This is a genomic window from Streptomyces coryli, assembly GCF_011044975.1.
Classification (GTDB): Bacteria; Actinomycetota; Actinomycetes; order Streptomycetales; family Streptomycetaceae; genus Streptomyces; species Streptomyces coryli.
In genome coordinates this window covers 11,962-28,074 of the sequence record NZ_JAAKZV010000095.1, presented here as the reverse complement: position 1 = coordinate 28,074, position 16,113 = coordinate 11,962, and the positions used below count along the sequence as shown (strand labels likewise).

Sequence of the window (16,113 nt, the reverse complement as noted above, 5' to 3'; positions counted from 1 at the left end):
GTGTTGGTGGGTGGAAAGGCAGGGACCGGAAGCGGGGACGGGAAGCAGGCAGACACGCGGGCTGCCAGCAGGCGGTCAGGCAGTCAGGCGGTCAGGCGGTCAGGCGGTCAGGCGGTCAGGCAAGCAAGCAGGCAGACGCTGCTTGCTCACCGGAGCCCGGCCGTCCAGACCCAGCCCCCGCCCCCGCTCCTCCCGTAGGAGGCCATCCGTTTCCGGCACCGCCCCGGTCTGGACCCGGCAGCGCGGCCGTCACCATCCGATGCCAAGCCGCCCGCCCCCCGACCAATCCGTCAGTCCGGCCCGTCAGTCCGTCAGTCCGTCAGGCCGTCAATCCGCCAGCAGGCAGTCCGCCAGCCAGCCCCTCAAGAAGCCGGCACGCACCGCCCATCCTCAGTCCGATACGACCAAGCCGCCCCATCCCGCACCAGCGTGCGCACCGCCGACACGAAGCGGTCCACATGCTCATCGGGCGTCCCCGCCCCAAAGCTGATGCGGATCGCGTTCAGCGACCGCTCCCCCGGCTCCGCCTCCGGCGCTCCGCACTCGCCCTGCTCCGAGTCATCCGCACCCAGCAGCTCCCGCAGCAGCGGGTGCGCGCAGAAGAGACCGTCCCGCACCCCGATCCCGTACTCCGCCGACAGCGCCGCGGCAAAATGCGAGCTGTTCCAGCCGTCCACCACAAACGACAGCACGCCCACCCGATCGGCATCGTCCCCGAAGAGCGACAGCACCTTGACCTCCGGCACGGCCGCCAGGCCGTCCCGCACCCGCGCGATCAGCTCCCGCTCCCGCTCGACCAGCCGGTCGAACCCGGCCTCAGTCAGCGCCTTGCAAGCCGAAGCAATCGCATACGCACCAATCACATTCGGCGAGCCGGCCTCATGCCGCGCCGCCGTCGTGTGCCACTCGACATCCACGCCGCCATCCGCACGCCGCGCGACCTTGCGGCTCGCCCCACCACCCGCGAGGTACGGCTCAGCCGCCTGCAGCCAATCCGCCCGTCCGGCGAGGACACCCGCCCCGAACGGCGCGTACAGCTTGTGCCCGGAGAAAGCGACCCAGTCCACGTCCAACTCGGCGACACTCACCGGGTGATGCGGCGCCAGCTGCGCCGCATCGAGCACAATCCGCGCACCGTGCCGATGCGCAGCCGCCGCCAACTCCCGCACCGGCCACAGCTCCCCGGTCACATTCGAAGCCCCGGTGACGCACAACAGCGCGGGCCCGTCGCCCGTACGAGCGGCAAGCGCCGCCTCCAGCACCTCCACCGCAGCCCGCGGCGACCGCGGCGCGCTGAGGTAGTGCACCTCCACATCCTCCCGCTGCTGCCACGGCAGCAGCGCCGCGTGGTGCTCCGTCTCGAAGACGTACACATCGGTCCCCGCCGGCAGCACCGAAGCCAGCAGATTCAGCGAGTCAGTCGTCGCCCGCGTAAAGACGACCTGGTCATCCGCCCGACAGCCAAGGAACTCGGCCACCGTGGCGCGGCTGTTCTCAAACAGATCCGTCGACAGCTGCGACAGGTACCCCGCGCCGCGGTGCACGCTCCCGTAGTACGGGGCGTACGCGGCGATGTCGTCCCACACCCGCTGCAGGGCAGGGGCGCTGGCGGCGTAGTCGAGAGCCGCGTACTCGACCTCACCACCCGTCACGAGCGGGACGCGCACATCGCGGCCGAGGACGGGCAGACAGGCGGTGGCGACAGCGGTGGCAGACATGGCAGAGCTCTCCCTCAAGACCAGGGATCCCTGGCTGCTACGAGAGGGATCCGCGCTTGCCGCAGGCCTTGCTGCCTGCAGCCTGGTCATCACCCGGGGCACCCCGCCACGGAAGGAGGGTTGCCGGACAGCGGGCCGGGGCCTTGATCGCTGTCACTCGTGACCTGAGTCAGGAGTATGCCATGTGATCAGCGGAGCGCAAGACGGTTGTCCGCAGTACGGACAACCGCCTTGCCTCACCCAAGGGCCAAGAGCCAGGAGCTCAGGAGTTGCTGGCCGCCACCCACCGCTCCAGCGTCCGCTGCGCGGCCCCGGAGTCGATGGCCTCGGCGGCCCTGGCGATACCCGCCGCGAGCTGCGCCTCCAGCGTGTCCCCGCCCGGCTCCAGCGCGACCAGCGCGGCGGCGGAGTTGAGCAGCACCGCGTCCCGTACCGGCCCGGCCTCGCCGGCCAGCAGCCGCCGCGCGACATCCGCGTTGTACGAGGCGTCGGCGCCGCGCAGCGCCTCCACGGGCACGATCTCGAGGCCGACGTCGCGCGGATCGAAGCTCCGCTGCGTCACCTGCCCGTCCCGTACGACCCACACGGTCGAGGTCGCGGTCGTCGTCAGCTCGTCGAGGCCGTCGTCGCCGCGGAAGACGAGCGCGGAGTTGCCGCGGTCGGCGAGGACGCCGGCCACGATCGGCGCCATCCTGGCGTCCGCCACGCCGACGGCCTGGGCGCGCACCTGGGCCGGGTTGGTGAGCGGGCCGAGGACGTTGAAGGTGGTCGGGATGCCGAGCTCGCGGCGCGCCTGCGCGACGTGCCGCAGCGCGGGGTGGAACTTCACCGCGAAGCAAAAGGTGATCCCGGCCTCGGCGGCCACCTCGGCGACGCGGGCCGGGGTGAGCTCGAGGTTGACGCCGAGCTTCTCCAGCACGTCGGAGGCGCCGGACGCGGAGGACGCGGCGCGATTGCCGTGCTTGACGACCTTGGCTCCGGTGCCGGCGACGACGATGGCCGACATCGTGGAGATGTTGACGGTCTTGGCCCGGTCACCGCCGGTGCCGACGATGTCGACGGTCGGCCCGGGGACCTCGATGGTGTTGGCGTGCTCGTACATGGTCCGTACGAGACCGGCGACCTCTTGAACGGTCTCGCCCTTCGCACGCAGCGCCACCACAAAGGCACCGATCTGCGCATTGCTGGCCTCGCCCTGCATGATCCGGTCCATCGCCCAAGCGGTGTCCTCGGCAGACAGATCCTGCTTGGCAAGCAACGAACTCAACACGTCCGGCCAGGAGCGGGTGCCTCCGGCGGCTGCGGCAGCGGTCATGGGTCCCCTCCTGTGAGCGATGGCCTGCACGGCCGGCGACATCCGAACCGGCCTTGACCCCTGCACCCTATCGGCGCACACCGCCCCCGCGCCCCGCACGCCCACACTCCGGACCTGCCCGACACCCCGCTGTGACCACCTCCACCGCCCAGCACGCCCCCGGCGCGGCCCGCCCCGCAGCCGCTCCAGCTCCCGCCGGTCGCCGGCCACATCGGCGCTCTCCTCAAGCGCGAGCAGCGACAACACCTGCACCGGCCGCCCCGCGGCGGCCGCGGCCTCCAGCTTGTGGTGCCCGTCCAGCAGAAAGTGCGTCAGCCCCCAGTGCTCGTAGTAGTCCCTCACCTCGCGGTCCTCGGCGGGCAGACACGCGTCCAGAGTCGCCACCGCCACCGCTGTCGGTACGACACCCCGCTCCAGCCGCTCGGCGTACTCCGCCACCCGCTCCCGGTCGTTCCAGGTCGGCGGCACCATCGGCACCACGAACTCGTAGAGGTGCACATCGTCGGCGACCGGCGTCTCAAAGGTGCGGTAGTACGGCGTGCGGGGATTCTCCGGCAGCCCCCAGAACGCACTGATGCCCCACGTGTCCACCTGCTCGTGCGCGAAGTAGTCGCCCGGTCCCCCGGGGACGACCAACCGCGGCTCGACCTGGATCAGCATCGGCAGATACTCGCCCGCCGGCAGCAGCGCGCCGAAGGCCTCGACGACCGTGTCATCCACCTCGGCGAGGCCGTCGGCGAGCCGGTCCCGCATGTCCTCGAGGGACAGCGTCCGATTGGCCCCGTCGAGCCGCTGGAAGAGGAACGGGCAGGTCCCGCACCAGTTGCTGAGCTCGAACGCCGGCTCGCCGTCGAGCGAAAGCTGCCTGGCCGGTGCCTGGCCCGGCGCCTCCGAGAAGGTGAGGGTCGCGTCGGGGCCGTCGGCTCCGAGCCTGCGTGGCTCTCCGGTCTGCAGCACCATCCGCACGACCCTGCGCCGACGGCCCCGGCCCCGCCCCGAAGGGCAGGACCGGGGCCGTGGGAAACAGCCGGTGGCCGGTCAGTGGTGGCCGTGGCCGGAGGTGACCTCGCGGTATTCCTCCGCCGTCGGCTTCGGGATCTGGCCCGCGTCGCCGAAGTAGTTCTTCGACAGCTTGGTGCGGACCCGCTCCACGACGCCTTGCTTGCGGACGACACCGTTCTCGTCCACCTTCGGGCCCGCCTCGAGCGGCCGGTACTGCTCGTGGGCGGTCAGAGTGTGCATCTCCTCCTGCGCCAGCGGCTCGTGGACCTCGATGAACTCACCGTGCGGCAGCCGCTTGATGATGCCGGACTCGCGTCCGTGCAGCACCTTGTCGCGGTCGCGCCGCTGCAGGCCCAGGCAGATCCGCCGGGTGATCCAGAAGACGATCGGTGGCACCACGAAGAAGCCGATGCGCACGAACCAGGTGATCGAGTTGATCGACAGATGCAGATGCGTGGCCCACAGGTCGTTGCCACCGCCGATCATGCACATGAACACCCAGCTCAGCCACGCCACACCGAACGCGGTACGGGTGGGCACGTTGCGCGGCCGGTCCGCGATGTGGTGCTCGCGCTTGTCGCCCGTCAGCCAGGACTCGAAGAATGGGTACAGCGCGATCGCGATCGGGATGACGCCCACCACCATCAGCGGGATGAAGACGCCGAAGTTGATGGTGTGGCCGGTCGGGATGACCCACTCCCAGCCGGGCATCATGCGGATCATGCCCTCGGTCCAGCCCATGTACCAGTCCGGCTGAGCACCGGTCGAGACCTGGTCGGGTCGGTACGGGCCGAGCACCCAGATCGGGTTGATCGTCACCGCACCCGCGATCACCGTGATCACGCCGAAGACCAGGAAGAAGAAGCCGCCCGCCTTCGCCATGTACACCGGCAGCAGCGGCATGCCGACCACGTTCTTGTTGGTCCGGCCGGGCCCCGCGAACTGCGTGTGCTTGTGGTAGAAGACCAGGATCAAGTGGGCCACCAGCAGGCCCAGCATGATGCCCGGCACCAGCAGCACATGGATCGAGAAGAACCGTGGGATGACGTCGTCGCCGGGGAACTCGCCCCCGTACAGGAACATCGCCAGATACGTGCCGACCAGCGGCATACCCATGATCGCGCCCTGCATGAAGCGGACGCCCGTACCCGACAGCAGGTCGTCGGGCAGCGAGTAGCCGGTGAAACCGGCGATGCAGCCCAGGACCAGCAGCAGGAAGCCGAACAGCCAGTTGATCTCGCGCGGCTTGCGGAAGGCGCCGGTGAAGAACACGCGCATCATGTGCACGGCCATCGCCGCGATGAAGATCAGCGCCGCCCAGTGGTGGATCTGCCGGACCAGCAGACCACCGCGGACGTCGAAGCTGATGTCCAGCGTGGAGGCGTACGCCTCCGTCATGTGGATACCGTTCATCGGGCCGTACGAGCCGTCGTAGACGAGCTCGGCCATGGACGGCTTGAAGAACAGCGTCAGGTAGACGCCGGTCAGGATGATGATGATGAACGAGTAGAGGCAGATCTCGCCGAGCATGAAGGACCAGTGGTCCGGGAAGATCTTGCGCATGTTGGCCTTGGCCAGGCCGTAGATGCCCAGCCGGCCGTCCGCCCAGTCGGCGACCTTCTCGCCCTTTGAAGCCGGGCGACGCGAGTCAGTTGCAGTAGCCATCAGCCGCGCTCCCAGAAGCTCGGGCCCACCGGCTCCGCGAAGTCGCCGAGCGCCTCGAGATAGCCGTCGTCGTTCACGTGGATCTTCAGCTGCGGCAGCGCGTGGCCGGCCGGGCCGAAGATCACCTTGGCACCGTCGGCCAGGTCGAAGGTCGACTGGTGGCACGGGCAGAGCACGTGGTGCGTCTGCTGCTCGTACAGGCTGACCGGGCAGCCGACGTGAGTGCAGATCTTGGAGAACGCCAGGATGCCGTCGTGGCCCCAGTCCAGGGACTTCTTGTCCTTGATGTCGTCCGGGTGGATCCGGACGAGCATCAGGGCGGCCTTGGCGATCTCGACGTTGAAGTCGTGGTCGTCCTTCTTCAGGCCCTCGGGCATGGCGAAGGCGAGCGAGCCGAGGGTGATGTCCTCGGGGCGCAGCGGCTCTTCGGTGTTCTCGTTGATCAGCCGCTTGCCCTTGCCCCACAGCGTGTGGCGCAGCTTGTCCTCCGGCAGCGGGCCGAGGTCACGCAGCAGCACGATGCCGGAGAGCGGGAGCAGGGTGAGGGCGCCGAAGAGGGTGTTGCGGAGCAGCTTGCGGCGGCCGAAGCCGGACTCCTCAGCGCCCTGCTTGAAGTCGGCGAAGACCTTCGCGCGGGTCTCGGCGTCGGCCTCGATGTCGTGCCGCTCGTCCGCGATCTCCACGTCGGACATCAGGGTGCGGGCCCAGTGGACCGCGCCCGCGCCGATGCAGAAGAGCGCGATGCCGAGGGTCAGGCCGAGCATCAGGTGCAGGATGCTGACGTGCCCCAGCGGCCAGACGTACGCCATCTTGTCGACCGGGAACGCCACGAAGCTGGCGATGAAGCCGATCGTGGCGAGCATCGAGATGGTGAACAGCAGCGCCACCGTGCGCTCGGACCGCTTCGCCGACCGCTCGTCGATGTCCTGCTTGCGCGGCTCGTGCGGCGGCAGACCCGGGTCCTTGAAGGGATCCTCGTGGTCGGCGACCGCTACCTGGCCGGCCGGGCCGTGGTCGGCCTCGCTTGGGAGGTGTTCTGAAGACATCCCCGTCTTCTCGTTCTCTGATCCAGCCTGGCTACTCATGACTTCCTGGCCTTTGCGGTGTGCGCGGCGACCCAGCAGGCGACCCCGATGAGGAGCACCAGGCCGATGACCCAGGCGAACAGTCCTTCGCTCACGGGGCCGAGACCGCCGAGGCCGTAACCGCCCGGCTCCTCCGCCTTGTCACTGTTGACCGTGTCCAGCCACGCGATGATGTCCTGCTTGTCCTTCTGCTTCAGCAGCGACTCGGGGAACACGGGCATGTTCTGCGGGCCGGTCTCCATGGCCTCGTACATGTGCTTCGGAGTCACCCCGCCGAGGTCCGGGGCGAACTTGCCATGGGTGAGGGCGCCGCCCTTACCGATGAAATTGTGGCACTGCGCGCAGTTCGTACGGAACAGGTCGCCACCGCGGGCGGCGTCGCCGCCGGCCGGGTCGTAGTCCGACTTGTTCGGCTGGGCCGGGCCCGGGCCGAGGGAAGCGACGTAAGCGGCGAGCTGGTCGATCTCCGTCTGGGAGTACGCGACCGGCTTCTTCGGCGCCTGGGCGCCGGGCTGCTGCAGCGGCATCCGGCCGGTGCCGACCTGGAAGTCGACGGCGGCGGCGCCGACGCCCACCAGGCTCGGCCCGTCGGAGGAGCCCTGACCGCCGGTGCCGTGGCAGCTGGCGCAGCCCACCTGGTAGAGCTTCTTGCCCTCATCAATCGCGAGGGACTGGGCGCTGCTTTCCTCGGCCTTGGCCTTGTCGGCGGGCGCGAACGTGGCGTACAGCCCCCCGGTGGCCGCCAGCGCGATGAGTAGGACGACTAGCGCTGCCAGCGGGTGGCGCCGTCGTACGGAGAGCTTTTTCACGGATTACCCCGGTGTCAGGATCTTCTGCGTCGATGTGTCTGCGTCTGCGATATGGGCGTCCGGCCCGTAACTACTTGATCATGTAGATCGTGGCGAAGAGGCCGATCCAGACGACATCGACGAAGTGCCAGTAATAGGACACGACGATGGCTGCGGTCGCCTGCTGGTGCGTGAACCTCTTGGCCGCGTAGGTACGGCCGAGCACGAGGAGGAAGGCGATGAGCCCGCCCGTCACGTGCATGCCGTGGAACCCGGTGGTCATGTAGAAGGCCGAGCCGTACGGGCCGGAGGAGAGGGACAGACCCTCGTGCACCACCAGCTCCACATACTCGGTGACCTGACCACCGATGAAGATCGCACCCATGATGAACGTGATGATGAACCACATCCGGAGCTTCTTCACATCCCCGCGCTCGGCGGCGAATACGCCGAGCTGGCAGGTCAGGGAAGAGAGCACCAGGATGATGGTGTTGGTGAGCGAGAACGGGAAGTTCAGCGCTTCGGCCGACGCCTTCCAGTACTCGGTGCCCATCACCGATCGCAGGGTGAAGTACATCGCGAAGAGGGCCGCGAAGAACATCAGCTCGGAACTCAGCCAGATGATGGTTCCGACGCTGGTGAGGTTCGGCCGGTTGACCGACGGGTGCGCGTGCCCGGTTTCTACTGCTGTTGCTGTCGCCACGTCCGACATTATGTCGGTCGCTTATCCGCGCCTCACCCCGGGGGGTGCCGTTCGGTGTGTCAACCCCCCGCAGGGGGCTGTCGGCAGGCCCGGGCGGCGGTCCCCCAGATGAGCGAACGGGGTGCTCCGTACGGTGTCCAGCCCCTGGTCGGGGCGGTCTCCTACGGCGTGTTGGGCGGCATCGGGCCGTCGATCTTCTGTGTGCGCAAGTCTCCACGGCGACCGCCGCCGCGGAGTAGCATCCGCAGCACATAACGCACGCAACGGAGCAGCGCAGTACGGAGGAACGATGCAGCAGACCGCCACGGTGCTCGTCTACAGCGACGACGCGTCCACCCGCGAGCAGGTCAGGCTCGCCGCCGGGCGTCGGCCGGCGGCCGATCTGCCGTCCGTGGAGTACGTCGAGTGCGCCACACTTCCCGCCGTGCTGGAGGAGCTGGAGCGGGGCGGCATCGACGCCTGCGTGCTGGACGGCGAGGCGACCCCCTCCGGCGGCATGGGCGTCTGCCGGCAGATCAAGGACGAGATCTTCAACTGCCCTCCGGTGCTGGTGCTGATCGCCCGCCCGCAGGACGCGTGGCTGGCGACCTGGTCGCGGGCCGACGCGGCCACCGCGCTGCCGGTCGACCCGGTGGCCCTGGCGGACTCCCTCGCGGGCCTGCTGCGCAAGCGACTGGCGCTGCCGGCGGCGTAGGGCTGCCCTACGCCGCCCGCGGATCACGCCGAGGGACGCAGCCGCGCGGGGCCCGTCTGGACCTCGTTCTTGCCGCGGACGTTCTTGGTGAGTTCGCTGCCCTTGCGCCAGTCCTTCCACGACATGTTCCAGTCGCCGAAGCCGTTGCCGAAGGGCTCCATCGTCTCGCCGTAGCTGCCCACGACCTCGACGATGTCGCCCTGGCGCACCGTGTCGTAGAACCATTGGGCGTTGCCCGGTGACATGCCCGTGCAGCCGTGGCTGACGTTCGCCGAGCCCTGGGAGCCGACGGACCAGGGCGCCGAGTGCACGTACTCGCCGCTCCAGGTCACCCTGGTCGCCCAGTAGACGTCCATGTTGTAGTCCTCGGATGTGCCGGCGACACCGATGGAGGCGCCGGTCATCCGGACGTACTGCTGCTGTTCCAGGATGACTTTCTTGCCGTTACGGGTCTCGAAGCCCGGCTTGCCGGTGGTCACCGGGATCTCGTTGATGACCTTGCCGTTCTTGTAGACCGTCATCGAGTGGCTGCTGGCGTCCGTGATGGCCACGATGCGCTCGCCGATGTTCAGCTTCACCGGCTTGGACGCCGATCCGTAGAGGCCGTCGCGGATCTTGATGCCCTTCAGCGACGACGTCGCCCGCACCTTGGCCTTGGCGGGCCAGTAGTCCTTGGGCCGCCAGTGCAGCTCCTCGTCGCTGACCCAGTACCAGGCGCCGCTCACCCGCGGCTCGGAGTCCACCTTCAGGCCGCGCTCGATGGCGGCCCGCTCCTCGGGGTTCTCCACCTTGGCGCTGAGCTTGGCGGTGATGGGCTGGCCGACGCCGTACTTGCCGTTGCCCGGGCCGAATTCGACCTTCAGCCGCTTGCCCTTGCCCTTGTACTGGCCGGTGCGGAACTCGAGCGACCGGCGCCCCGGGGAGCCGGCCGTGTCCTCGGTGGCCACGTGCACCGTGTACGCCGCCTGTGCGGCCAGCGGGACGGTCGAGCGCCAGCGGGTGCCGTCGTCGCTCAGCCGGCCGCGCACGTAACGCCCCTGCGCGTCCACGGCCGTCACGTCGGTGATGCGGCTGCCGTCGTCCGTGGCGCGTACCAGCAGCGGCTTGGACGGGTCCGCCTTCTCCCCCGCGCGCACGCCCTTCGCGGCGCCGCCGAGGGTGATCTGCTTGGCGGCGTCGTACGGCTTGCCGGCCAGCGGATGCGAGTCGCCGCCGCAGGCGGTCAGGCTCGCGGTGAGAGGAAGCAACATGAGGGTGCAACTGATGACCGTACGCCGGCGCGGAGTGCTCATGAAGCACACGCTATGAAAATATGACTAATCCGGCGCGCCGCGTGCTCCAAAAGGGGAAGCCCTGACACCCGGATGGTGTCAGGGCTCCCTCACGGAGATACGGGACTACTGGTTCTGGTCGGCCCCGCGGTAGTACTCGAAGACCCAGCCGAAGATGCCGAACAGGACCAGCGGCAGGGAGAAGAAGAACAGCCACCAGCCGATCGCGACGCCCAGGAAGGCGAGCGCCGCGCCGGTGCCGATGAGCAGCGGCTGCCAGCTGTGCGGGGAGAAGAACCCCAGCTCGCCGGCGTCGTCCGCGACGTCCGCTTCCTTGTTGTCCTGCGCACCGGTGTCGACCCGCCGGGCGGTGAAGATCAGGTAGTACCCGATCATCGCCGTCAGGCCGAAGGCCATGAACAGGGCGGCGGTGCCGGCCGGCTCCTTGGACCAGACTCCGTAGACGATGGCCGCGGCGAGGATGAAGGCCGCGAGCCAGCTGAACATGTGGCCCTGGATCTTCACTTGCCGGTCTCCTTCCCACCGACGAGCGCCTCATTGCCCGAGCCGGAGTGCTCCAGCTGGTCGAGCGCGGCGATGTCGGGGTGGTGCAGATCGAACGCCGGGGATTCGGAACGGATCCGCGGCAGGGTGAGGAAGTTATGCCTGGGCGGCGGGCAGGACGTAGTCCACTCGAGCGAGCGGCCATAGCCCCACGGGTCGTCCACGTCGATCTTCTTGCCGTACTTGGCCGTCTTCCACACGTTGTAGAAGAACGGCAGCATCGAGGCGCCCAGTACGAACGAGGCGATCGTCGAGAAGGTGTTCAGCGCGGTGAAGCCGTCCGCCGCCAGGTAGTCCGAGTACCGGCGCGGCATGCCCTCGGCGCCCAGCCAGTGCTGGACCAGGAAGGTGCCGTGGAAGCCGGTGAAGAGCAGCCAGAAGGTGATCTTCCCGAGCTTCTCGTCGAGCATCTTGCCGGTGAACTTCGGCCACCAGAAGTGGAAGCCGGCGAACATCGCGAAGACGACCGTACCGAAGACCACGTAGTGGAAGTGCGCCACCACGAAGTACGAGTCCGACACGTGGAAGTCCAGCGGCGGCGAGGCCAGGATGACGCCGGTCAGACCACCGAAGAGGAAGGTGACCAGGAAGCCGACCGTCCACAGCATCGGGGTCTCGAAGGAGAGGGACCCCTTCCACATGGTGCCGATCCAGTTGAAGAACTTGATGCCCGTTGGCACCGCGATCAGCAGTGTCATGAAGGCGAAGAACGGCAAGAGCACGCCGCCGGTCACGTACATGTGGTGCGCCCACACCGTCACGGACAGGCCCGCGATGGAAATGGTCGCCGCGACCAGCGTGGTGTAGCCGAACATCGGCTTGCGGCTGAAGACCGGGATGATCTCCGAGACGATGCCGAAGAACGGCAGCGCGATGATGTACACCTCGGGATGCCCGAAGAACCAGAAGAGGTGCTGCCAGAGCAGCGCTCCGCCGTTTCCTGGATCGAAGATGTGCGCCCCGAATTTACGGTCCGCCTCCAGGGCGAACAGCGCGGCCGCCAGGACCGGGAAGGCCAGCAGCACCAGCACACCGGTGAGCAGCACGTTCCAGGTGAAGATCGGCATCCGGAACATCGTCATGCCGGGTGCGCGCATGCAGATGATGGTGGTGATGAAGTTGACCGAGCCGAGGATCGTGCCGAAGCCGGACAGCGCCAGACCCATGATCCACATGTCCGCGCCCATCGAGGGCGAGCGGACCACGTCGGACAGCGGCGTGTACGCGAACCAGCCGAAGCTCGCCGCACCCTGCGGGGTGAGGAAGCCGCCGACCGCGATCATCGAGCCGAAGAGGTACAGCCAGTACGCGAGCATGTTCAGCCGCGGGAAGGCCACGTCGGGCGCGCCGATCTGCAGCGGCATGATCCAGTTCGCGAAGCCGGCGAACAGCGGCGTCGCGAACATCAGCAGCATGATCGTGCCGTGCATCGTGAACGCCTGGTTGAACTGCTCGTTCGACAGGATCTGCAGACCCGGCCGGGCGAGCTCGGCGCGCATCAGCAGCGCCATGACGCCGCCGATGATGAAGAACACGAACGACGTGATGAGGTACAGGCTGCCGATCGTCTTGTGGTCGGTGGTCGTCAGCCAGCTGACCACCACGGCGCCCCGCGAGCGGCGGCGGACGGGAGTCTCGCTCCCGTGCGCCTCACCCGCCGCCTCGGCAGCACCCTGGGGTTCGTTGAGGATGCTCATTTCTTGTGGGTCTCCGCATTCCTAGCGGCGTCGGTCTGGGGGATTCCCGCCGGGATGTAGCCTTCCTGGCCCTTGTCGGCCAGCTTCTGAAGGTGCTCCTCGTACTCCGCCGGAGGAACCACCTTCACGTTGAAGAGCATCCGGGCGTGGTCGACGCCGCAGAGCTCGGCGCACTTGCCGAGGAAGGTGCCTTCCTTGTTCGGCGTCACCTCGAACACGTTGGTGTGGCCGGGGATGACGTCCTGCTTCATCAGGAACGGAACCACCCAGAAGGAGTGGATGACGTCCCGGGAGGTGAGGATGAAGCGGACCTTCTCGCCCTTGGGCAGGTAGAGGGTCGGACCCGGGTTGTTGGTGTCCGGGTTACGCGTCTTGGGCGTGCCGTAGTCGTAGACACCGCCCTTGTCGCTGATCCCCTTGAGCCACTTGTCCGGGATCGAGTTGATGTCCTTGGGCAGGTCCTTGGCCTCGTGGTTGCTGCCGTCCTGCTCGAGGTAGTTGAAGCCCCAGCTCCACTGGTAGCCGACGACGTTGATCACGCGGTCCGGCTTGTCGGAGGTCTCCAGCAGCTTCGCCTCGTCACGGGCGGTGAAGTAGAAGAACACCGCGACGATGATGAGCGGCACGACCGTGTACAGCGCCTCGATGGGCATGTTGTAACGGGTCTGCGCCGGCACCTCTACCTTGGTGCGCGAGCGGCGGTGGAATACGACCGCCCAGAGGATCAGGCCCCACACAAGCACGCCGACGGCGAGGGCGGCGGCCCAGGAGCCCTGCCACAGGCTGAGGATCCGCGGCGCCTCCTCAGTGGCGGGGCTCGGCATGCCGAGGCGGGGGAAGTCCTTATATGTGCAACCGGACGCGGTTACCAGGACCAGGCCCACTGCCAGCGCCTGCGGCAGCCTCCGCCGCATCCAGCGCCGCGGCGAGCGGTCGGAGCCGTTGGGACTCACGTAGCGCCTTCCCGAGAGTCTTCGCCCGCCATGTCCCCTGGCGGGGAGCCGGGGGTTGTGGTGCGGGCAGGGTTTTGGATGTTTACGCGGGCCAAACCTTACTGGACCCTATTTGGGGTCGCTCGGGGAGGGTGGGTTCGCGCGGCGTGGCGCGATCGCGGGCGCGGCCGTTGGGGTGGTTCCGGCGCTTCCGGTGACGGGGTGGGAGGCTGGGCAGGTGACCAACTTCGACGTTGCTTCCGCCGCGCCGCTTCACCCTGTTGGGCGACAGGCCTTGCTTGCCGCGCTGGATGAGGGGTGGGCCGATCCGGCCCGGTTGTACCGGGAAGGGCGGCGGGCGCGGATGCTGCTCGACGCCGCGCGGGAGGCGGCCGCGGACGCGGTGGGGTGCCGGCCCGACGAGCTGTCTTTCACGCCGTCAGGGACGCACGCGCTGCACACCGGCATCGCCGGAGCCCTCAACGGGCGGCGGCGGGTGGGGCGGCAGCTCGTGGTGTCGGCGGTCGAGCACTCCGCCGTGCTGCACGCGGCGGAGGCGCACGCGGCCGCGGGCGGCGAGGTCACCGAGATTCCCGTCGACCGCACCGGGCGCGTCGCGGCCGACGGTTTTCCGGTACGCGACGACACCGCCCTGGCCTGTCTGCAGTCCGCCAATCATGAGGTCGGCACCGAGCAGCCGGTCGCCGAAGTCGCCGAGGCCTGCCGGGCCGCGGGGGTGCCGCTGCTGGTCGACGCCGCACAGTCGTTGGGGTGGGGGCCGGTGGCCGGGCCGTGGTCGCTGCTCGCCGCCAGTGCGCACAAGTGGGGCGGTCCGGCCGGAGTCGGGCTGCTGGCCGTACGCAAGGGGACGCGGTTCGCGCCGGTACACCCGGCCGATGAGCGGGAGGCCGGGCGCAGCCCGGGGTTCGAGAACATCCCGGCCGTCGTGGCCGCGGTGGCCGCGCTCCGGGCCGTACGGGACGAGGCTGAGGACGAGGCCGGGCGGCTGCGCGGGCTGGTGCGGCGGATCCGGGAGCGGGTGCCGGAGCTGGTGCCGGATGTGGAGGTGGTCGGCGACGGGGAGCGGCGGCTGCCGCACCTGGTGACCTTCTCGTGTCTCTATGTCGATGGAGAGACGCTGCTGCACGAGCTGGACCGCGAGGGGTTCTCGGTGTCGTCCGGGTCTTCGTGCACCTCCAGCACGCTGACGCCCAGTCATGTGCTGCGCGCGATGGGCGTGCTGTCCGAGGGCAATGTCCGGGTGTCGCTGCCGCGCGGGGTGGCGGAGGACGACGTCGAGCGGTTCCTGCGGGTGCTGCCCGAGGTGGTCGGGCGGGTGCGGGCGGAGCTCGGGGTCACCGGCGAGGAGCGCGGGGGCGGGCCGCAGACCGCTGAGCTCGTGATCGACACGCTCGGCAAGCGGTGCCCGATCCCGGTCATCGAGCTGGCGAAGGTGATCGGCGATGTGCCGGTCGGGTCGGTCGTGACCGTGCTGTCGGACGACGAGGCGGCCCGGCTGGACATCCCGGCCTGGTGCGAGATGCGCGCGCAGGAGTACGTGGGCGAGCAGCCGGGGCCCGAGGGCCGCGGCACCGCGTATCAGGTGCGGCGCCGCGGCTGAGGTGGGGGCCGTCAGACGCCGAGGTGCTGCTGCACCTCTTCGGCGGCGTCCTGGCCGTACGTCTTGGTGAAGCGCTCCACGAAGTGGGCTCGGCGCAGCTCGTACTCCTGGGTGCCGACGGTCTCGATCACCAGCGTGGCCAGCATGCAGCCGACCTGCGCGGCCCGCTCGTGGCCGACGCCCCAGCTGAGGCCGGACAGGAAGCCGGCGCGGAAGGCGTCGCCGACGCCGGTCGGCTCCACCTTCGCCTCCTCCTCCGGGCAGCCGACCTCGATGACGGGCTCGCCGGTCCGCTCGATGCGGACGCCGCGGGCGCCGAGGGTGGTGACGCGGTAGTCGACCTTGTCCAGGATCTCGGCGTCGGTCCAGCCGGTCTTGGACTCGATCAGGCCCTTCTCGTACTCATTGGAGAAGAGGTAGCGCGCGCCCTCGGTGAGGATGCGGATGTCCTCGCCCTCCATGCGCGCGATCTGCTGCGAGAAGTCCGCGGCGAACGGGATGCCGCGGGTGCGGCACTCCTCGGTGTGCCTGAGCATCGCCTCCGGGTCGTCGGCGCCGATGAGGACCAGGTCGAGGCCGCCGACGCGGTCCGCGACCGCCTTCAGCTCGATCTGCCGGGCCTCGCTCATCGCGCCCGTGTAGAAGGACCCGATCTGGTTGTGGTCGGCGTCGGTGGTGACGACGAAGCGGGCGGTGTGGGCGGTCTCGGAGATGTGCACCGAGCCGGTGTCGACGCCGTGCCGGTCGAGCCAGGCGCGGTACTCGCCGAAGTCGGCGCCGGCCGCACCGACCAGGATCGGCTCGGCGCCGAGCTGCCCCATGCCGAAGCAGATGTTCGCGCCGACGCCACCGCGGCGCACGTCGAGCCGGTCGACCAGGAAGGAGAGGGAGACCGTGTGCAACTGGTCGGCGACCAGCTGGTCGGCGAAGCGGCCGGGGAAGGTCATCAGGTGGTCGGTCGCGATAGAGCCGGTGACTGCGATACGCACGGCTAGAGCTCCTGGGAAAGAAGCGGGCGTGTGGGCTTGCCACACGCTACCGCTTCGCGGTTAACACCG

The 16,113-nt window shown here is 68.9% G+C and carries 13 protein-coding genes and 1 riboswitch; of the genes, 2 read left to right on the top strand and 11 right to left on the bottom strand.

Annotated features, from left to right (window positions below; translation table 11 throughout):
• Positions 1–362: 362 nt before the first annotated feature.
• From G5C51_RS21315 to ctaE, 6 genes are all read right to left on the bottom strand, one after another.
• Positions 363–1,718, bottom strand: a complete 1,356-nt coding sequence (locus tag G5C51_RS21315) for an aminotransferase class V-fold PLP-dependent enzyme (protein ID WP_165239742.1) — start codon at positions 1,716–1,718, stop codon at positions 363–365.
• A gap of 47 nt (positions 1,719–1,765) precedes the next feature.
• Positions 1,766–1,883, bottom strand: a riboswitch (SAM riboswitch).
• A gap of 97 nt (positions 1,884–1,980) precedes the next feature.
• Positions 1,981–3,033, bottom strand: a complete 1,053-nt coding sequence (trpD, locus tag G5C51_RS21310; RefSeq protein WP_165239744.1) for an anthranilate phosphoribosyltransferase — start codon at positions 3,031–3,033, stop codon at positions 1,981–1,983.
• A gap of 1,038 nt (positions 3,034–4,071) precedes the next feature.
• The gene (qcrB, locus tag G5C51_RS21305) at positions 4,072–5,700 is read right to left on the bottom strand and encodes a cytochrome bc1 complex cytochrome b subunit (RefSeq protein ID WP_165239741.1); all 1,629 of its coding nucleotides are present in this window, start codon (positions 5,698–5,700) and stop codon (positions 4,072–4,074) included.
• Positions 5,700–6,746: a cytochrome bc1 complex Rieske iron-sulfur subunit gene (qcrA, locus tag G5C51_RS21300; protein ID WP_165239740.1), complete on the bottom strand. Its 1,047-nt coding sequence runs from the start codon at positions 6,744–6,746 to the stop codon at positions 5,700–5,702. The genes qcrB and qcrA overlap by 1 nt, the downstream gene beginning before the upstream one ends.
• A gap of 35 nt (positions 6,747–6,781) precedes the next feature.
• Positions 6,782–7,594 carry a cytochrome bc1 complex diheme cytochrome c subunit gene (gene qcrC, locus G5C51_RS21295; protein ID WP_165239739.1) on the bottom strand — a complete coding sequence of 271 codons (813 nt, stop codon included), beginning with the start codon at positions 7,592–7,594 and terminating at the stop codon, positions 6,782–6,784.
• A gap of 70 nt (positions 7,595–7,664) precedes the next feature.
• Positions 7,665–8,285, bottom strand: a complete 621-nt coding sequence (gene ctaE, locus G5C51_RS21290; RefSeq protein ID WP_165239738.1) for an aa3-type cytochrome oxidase subunit III — start codon at positions 8,283–8,285, stop codon at positions 7,665–7,667.
• Between the two features lie 280 nt (positions 8,286–8,565).
• On the opposite strand from ctaE, the gene G5C51_RS21285 reads away from it, so the two are divergent.
• Positions 8,566–8,970: a response regulator transcription factor gene (locus G5C51_RS21285; protein ID WP_165239737.1), complete on the top strand. Its 405-nt coding sequence runs from the start codon at positions 8,566–8,568 to the stop codon at positions 8,968–8,970.
• Positions 8,971–8,993: 23 nt separating this feature from the next.
• On the opposite strand, the gene G5C51_RS21280 is transcribed toward G5C51_RS21285, so the two are convergent.
• The 4 genes from G5C51_RS21280 to ctaC all read right to left on the bottom strand — a co-directional run bounded on the left by G5C51_RS21280 (position 8,994) and on the right by ctaC (position 13,455).
• Complete coding sequence (locus G5C51_RS21280; protein ID WP_165239736.1) at positions 8,994–10,262, bottom strand: L,D-transpeptidase; 1,269 nt, start codon at positions 10,260–10,262, stop codon at positions 8,994–8,996.
• 105 nt (positions 10,263–10,367) lie between these two features.
• Complete coding sequence (locus G5C51_RS21275; protein ID WP_165239735.1) at positions 10,368–10,766, bottom strand: aa3-type cytochrome oxidase subunit IV; 399 nt, start codon at positions 10,764–10,766, stop codon at positions 10,368–10,370.
• A complete protein-coding gene (ctaD, locus tag G5C51_RS21270; RefSeq protein WP_165239734.1) occupies positions 10,763–12,502 on the bottom strand; it encodes an aa3-type cytochrome oxidase subunit I in 1,740 nt (579 codons plus the stop codon). Before ctaD ends, G5C51_RS21275 begins: the two co-directional genes overlap by 4 nt.
• The gene (ctaC, locus tag G5C51_RS21265; protein WP_165239733.1) at positions 12,499–13,455 is read right to left on the bottom strand and encodes an aa3-type cytochrome oxidase subunit II; all 957 of its coding nucleotides are present in this window, start codon (positions 13,453–13,455) and stop codon (positions 12,499–12,501) included. Before ctaC ends, ctaD begins: the two co-directional genes overlap by 4 nt.
• 217 nt (positions 13,456–13,672) lie before the next feature.
• Here ctaC and G5C51_RS21260 point away from each other — a divergent pair, with 217 nt between their 5' ends.
• Positions 13,673–15,055, top strand: a complete 1,383-nt coding sequence (locus G5C51_RS21260) for an aminotransferase class V-fold PLP-dependent enzyme (protein WP_165239732.1) — start codon at positions 13,673–13,675, stop codon at positions 15,053–15,055.
• 11 nt (positions 15,056–15,066) lie between these two features.
• Here G5C51_RS21260 and G5C51_RS21255 read toward each other — a convergent pair whose 3' ends face one another.
• Entirely contained in the window at positions 15,067–16,044 is a 978-nt protein-coding gene (locus tag G5C51_RS21255) for a PfkB family carbohydrate kinase (protein WP_165239731.1), read from the bottom strand.
• Positions 16,045–16,113 lie beyond the last annotated feature (69 nt).

Excerpts from the sequence above, each read along its gene's own strand:
- G5C51_RS21285 (WP_165239737.1), top strand. The coding sequence starts at position 8,566 with ATGCAGCAGACCGCCACGGTGCTCGTCTACAGCGACGACGCGTCCACC.
- ctaD (WP_165239734.1), bottom strand. The coding sequence starts at position 12,502 with ATGAGCATCCTCAACGAACCCCAGGGTGCTGCCGAGGCGGCGGGTGAG.
- G5C51_RS21280 (WP_165239736.1), bottom strand. The coding sequence starts at position 10,262 with ATGAGCACTCCGCGCCGGCGTACGGTCATCAGTTGCACCCTCATGTTG.
- G5C51_RS21315 (WP_165239742.1), bottom strand. The coding sequence starts at position 1,718 with ATGTCTGCCACCGCTGTCGCCACCGCCTGTCTGCCCGTCCTCGGCCGC.
- trpD (WP_165239744.1), bottom strand. The coding sequence starts at position 3,033 with ATGACCGCTGCCGCAGCCGCCGGAGGCACCCGCTCCTGGCCGGACGTG.
- qcrA (WP_165239740.1), bottom strand. The coding sequence starts at position 6,746 with ATGTCTTCAGAACACCTCCCAAGCGAGGCCGACCACGGCCCGGCCGGC.
- ctaE (WP_165239738.1), bottom strand. The coding sequence starts at position 8,285 with ATGTCGGACGTGGCGACAGCAACAGCAGTAGAAACCGGGCACGCGCAC.
- qcrB (WP_165239741.1), bottom strand. The coding sequence starts at position 5,700 with ATGGCTACTGCAACTGACTCGCGTCGCCCGGCTTCAAAGGGCGAGAAG.